The following is a 3,772-nucleotide window of genomic DNA, read 5'->3' on the forward strand; positions in this document are numbered from 1 at the left end:
GCCGTAGGGCTTGAGCAGCGCCTCCACCAGCTCGCGGAACGAGGCGCTGGCCCAGGCCCGCTTGACCAGGAGGTCGTGGGTGGCCGACAGCGCCAGCAGCCGCTCGATGAACAGCTCGCGCCCCTCCTGCGGGTCGCGCGCGTTGGTCAAGGTCTGCATCGCCACCGACTGGACCGCGGCGAGCGTGTTCTTCACGCGGTGATTGAGCTCGTCCAGCAGCAGCTTCTGCTGGGCCTCGTGCTCGCGCATCTCCGCCATCGTCCGCAGAAGCTGCAGCTCGCTGCGCTTGCGCTCGGTGATGTCGACGATCGCCCCGATCAGCCGCCGCGGCCGCCCACCGTCGCCGATGAACTCGGCGGCGCCATAGATCCAGACCAGCTGGCCGTCCGCCCGGCGCACCCGGAATTCGCAGCGAAACGGCGTCCCCGCCGCCTGCGCCGCGGTCCATTGCCGCTGCACGCGTCGGCGGTCCTGCGGATCCACCAGCCCGAGCGGATCGGACCACAGGTCCTCGACCGGCGGCGGGGCGCCCAGGATCGAGGCCAGCGAGCCCTCCTCGATCAGCAGCCGGCGCTCCACGTCGAGCTCGAAGACCTCGACGCCCGCCAGCTGCGAGGCCAGGTAGAGGCGTTTCTGCGCGTCCTCGATCTTTTCCCGCGCCGCCATCTCCTCGGAGATTTCCATGCCCGCGCCGCGGATGCCGACGCATTCGCCGTCTTCGTAGATCGGCTCGCCGGACAGCCGCACCCAGCCGGCCTCGCCATCAAATCGCGTGAACCGCGCGTCGAATTTGAAGGGCTGGCCACATCGCGCGCCCTCGATCGCATCGTGAATGCGCGCCTGTTCCTGGGAACCATACATTGTAAGAAGGCGCTCAAGCGGCACGTCACGCTCACCGCTGCGGACCCATTGCGCACCGGCCTCGGCAAACCGCACGACATTGGTCCTGAAATCCAGGGTCCAGCCGGAGAGGTAGGCCCGGTCGGCCACCGCCTGCAACGCCAAGGCTTCGCGGATGGCGACCTGTTCGCGCGCCTCGGCGGCCAGGCGGGCGTCTTCGAGTTCACTGACGTCGTGGAGGGTGACGAGAACGGCTGTGGCCGCGCCTGCGGCGTCGCGCAGCGGCGAGACGATCGCCTCGAGCCGCGGGAGCCGGTTCGTCCGGGTCGGCGCTGGCGCGACGAACCGCTGGCGTTCCCCCGCCACGGCGGACCGCAGGGCCGCGTCCGCGGCCGGTCGGTCGGCCTCGGCCCACAGCAGTGGCCATCTCGCCCCCAGCAGCGCAGCCTCGTCGAGCGCCCCGAGCATGCCGATCGCCGCAGGATTGACCGACTGCACGGCGCCGTCGAGATCCAGGATGAGCATGCCGTCAGAACTGATCTCGAATACCGAGCCCCGGCGCCCCTCGTCTGCACGCCAGGCGTCCTTTTTGGCGTCGAACTTCCTCATGAACTCGCCTAGCCGGAGCCGCGCGCCCCGCTGAGAGCCGCATGATATTGAAGATTCACATCACTGGCGATCGATCTGCGGTGGCGCCGACCGCCCGGCCGTCACCCGGCGTCCGCACCAGGCTTTCGACGGCGCGCCGGTGTCGCTTTGGCGCTGCGGGGTTGGATATGGGGCTCAGGCAGCGCCATCATCGCGGTAACGACGATATCGTCCAGCTCCTTGCGCGTGGCGCCGTCGCGGGCCTGCAGGGAGATCGCCTGCAATATCCCGCAGAAGAAGACGGCAAGCCGCGACAGGTCCGTCGAGGGCGGCAAATCCCCGTCGCGCACCCCTTTTTCGAGCCTGTTGCGAACTTGGCGGACGCCCTCCCGGCGGCGATCCCGCAACAGATCACGCAGCGCCTCATGGCCTGGCATGGCGTTGATCATGCCCAAGGCCATCATGCAACCGCCGGAGCCCGGCGCCCCCAGCGCGAGCTCGACGGTATAGTCGAGCAAGGCCCTAATGCTTTGCCGGGTGTCGAGATCGCCGGCGAGGGCTTGGCCCCAACGGCTCCCCATCTTCCGTTCGTAGAGTTCCAGCGCCTCGCGAAACGCAGCTTCCTTCGAACCGAATGCGGCGTAGAAGCTCGGCGGGTTGATGCCGATGGCCGCCGTGAGATCGGTGAGCTGGGCGCCTTCATAACCCCTCGCCCAGAACAACTCCATCGCGCGCTGCAGCGCTATCTCCCGATCGAAACTGCGCGGTCGTCCTCCCGGCATCCGATTCTCAAAGCCCCAATTATGTAGCGTCGATGAAAAAACCCATTGACCGCTCGGCCCAGGCCTGCGAGCAATATGTAGCGCGTGCTACACAAAGGGGAAAGGGCGTGACTTGGCTCGGGCGGGTGGAAATTCGGCGAAATAGTCTAGCGCCCGGTCATGTCTGATGCAGGCGAAGCGAATGCGATGCTTTGCTCCATAACAACAGAAGTTTAGCATTTTCATAGCGCTTACATATCAACATCATCGTAGCAACCTGGAATTCAAAACATGTCCGTCTCGCTCTATGACATCAGCATAGCGTCGTACCTTCAGACCTATGCCGGAATGATTTCTTGCCTCGATAAGGGTCTGTCTTACTGCAAAGAAAAGGGAATTGACCCGGAAGAAATTGTCAATTCTCGCCTTCACCCAGACATGAACTCCTTCAATTTCCAGGTGCAAGCGATCGTGCACCATTCCATCGGCGCCCTCGCCGCCGTGAAGGAGGGAAGTTACTATCCGACGGCGGAGGTTCCTCCGGCTAGTTACAACGACTTGCAAAAACTGATCCTGGGCGCGCAAGAAAAGCTGCGACAGGCGGCGCCGGCGGAGATCGATGGACGGGAAGGCGGCGAGGTGGTGTTCCGCTTCAAGGATTTCGCCATTCCGTTCACCGTCGAGAACTTCCTGCTCTCCTTCTCGCTGCCGAACTTCTATTTCCACGCGACGACGGCCTACGACATCCTTCGCATGAAGGGCGTGCCGCTTGGCAAAATCGACTATCTCGGCGCGATGCGCAGCAAAGGCTGATCGGAGCTGCGTTAGACCATTCGCCGCCGAAGTGGAGGCCGGTTCGGCGCAGCGAATGGTCTAACTTCAAGAGCTTATGAGCGTGCTAGATCTGAAGTTCGCTTGATCCGGACCGTGCGCCGGAGTGAACTTCAGATCCAAAATGCGCGCCAAAAAAAAATACTTGCCTAACGTCCAGGCCAATTTCGTCCGATTCCGACAGCGGAGATTGCATGACTGCCGATTATTCACCTCCCAAGATATGGGTCTGGGACAAGGAGAACGGCGGGGAATACGCCAGGGTCAACCGTCCGATCGCCGGCGCAACTTTCGAGCGCGAGCTGCCGGTGGGGCGACATCCGCTGCAGCTCTATTCGCTCGCCACGCCCAACGGTCAAAAGGTGACGATCCTTCTCGAGGAGCTGCTTGAGCTTGGACATGCAGGAGCCGAATATGACGCGTGGCTCATTCGCATTGCTGACGGCGACCAGTTCGGCAGCGGATTCGTGGCGATCAATCCCAACTCAAAGATACCGGCGATGGTGGATCGCGGCGGGGCGCAGCCAATTCGGATCTTCGAGTCCGGCTCCATCCTTCTCTATCTCGCCGAAAAATTTGGAGATTTCCTCCCGCAAGAGCCGAAGGGGCGGGCCGAATGCCTGTCCTGGCTGTTCTGGCAGATGGGGAGCGCGCCTTTTCTGGGCGGCGGCTTCGGCCACTTCTACCTGTTTGCGCCCACGAAAATTGAATACGCCATCGATCGCTTCACCATGGAGGTGAAGCGCCAGCTG

At 63.4% G+C, this 3,772-nt stretch carries 4 protein-coding genes; 2 read left to right on the forward strand and 2 right to left on the reverse strand.

The window, feature by feature from the left end:
• The coding region (locus tag VJS38_RS00995) for an HWE histidine kinase domain-containing protein (protein ID WP_324086292.1) at positions 1-1,449 on the reverse strand (1,449 nt) is incomplete at its 3' end.
• A gap of 101 nt (positions 1,450-1,550) precedes the next feature.
• Positions 1,551-2,156, reverse strand: coding sequence for a TetR/AcrR family transcriptional regulator (locus VJS38_RS01000; RefSeq protein WP_324086293.1), 606 nt, complete (start codon positions 2,154-2,156; stop codon positions 1,551-1,553).
• Positions 2,157-2,480: 324 nt separating this feature from the next.
• Here VJS38_RS01000 and VJS38_RS01005 point away from each other — a divergent pair, with 324 nt between their 5' ends.
• A complete protein-coding gene (locus VJS38_RS01005; RefSeq protein WP_324086294.1) occupies positions 2,481-3,002 on the forward strand; it encodes a DUF1993 domain-containing protein in 522 nt (173 codons plus the stop codon).
• Positions 3,003-3,214: 212 nt separating this feature from the next.
• Positions 3,215-3,772: glutathione-dependent disulfide-bond oxidoreductase (yghU, locus tag VJS38_RS01010; RefSeq protein ID WP_324086295.1), on the forward strand; the 558-nt coding region annotated here is incomplete at its 3' end.

Origin of the sequence: Phenylobacterium sp., from assembly GCF_035276905.1 — a bacterium.
Taxonomy (GTDB): Bacteria; Pseudomonadota; Alphaproteobacteria; order Caulobacterales; family Caulobacteraceae; genus Phenylobacterium.

Coding starts and splice junctions, on each gene's coding strand:
- VJS38_RS01000 (WP_324086293.1), bottom strand. CDS start 2,156: ATGGAGTTGTTCTGGGCGAGGGGTTATGAAGGCGCCCAGCTCACCGAT.
- VJS38_RS01005 (WP_324086294.1), top strand. CDS start 2,481: ATGTCCGTCTCGCTCTATGACATCAGCATAGCGTCGTACCTTCAGACC.